Here is a 305-nt window from a genome sequence, read left to right as displayed (position 1 = left end):
GTCACCGACCCAGGCCACTTCGAAGCGATCCCGCTGCACGCGCACGGCGGCGACGGTGGTGCCCATCGGCAGGGCGTCGCTGCGCTGGCGGCTGTGGTCGATCAGTTCCTCGTCCGCGCGCTGGATGGCGGTGCTGAGATTGGCGCCGGAACGCACCTCACGCACGATCGCATCGCGCGCCATGGCGCTGGCGACCTCGCCGAACTCGTGGCCGCCCATACCGTCTGCCACCAGCCACAGGCCCAGCTCGCTGTCGCCATAGAAGGTGTCTTCGTTGTGTTCGCGACGCAGCCCGACGTGACTCA

General features: G+C 68.9%; 1 protein-coding gene. It reads right to left on the bottom strand.

Annotated elements, in window-relative coordinates:
• Positions 1-305, bottom strand: a 305-nt coding sequence (locus FLQ44_RS01980) for a PP2C family protein-serine/threonine phosphatase (protein ID WP_206208615.1), incomplete at both ends; no start/stop codon positions are given.

The sequence above is a fragment of the Vogesella mureinivorans genome, from assembly GCF_007644035.1.
Taxonomy (GTDB): domain Bacteria; phylum Pseudomonadota; class Gammaproteobacteria; order Burkholderiales; family Chromobacteriaceae; genus Vogesella; species Vogesella mureinivorans.
Note: the sequence above shows the minus strand (reverse complement) of the source record. Positions and strands in the feature narration are given on the sequence as shown.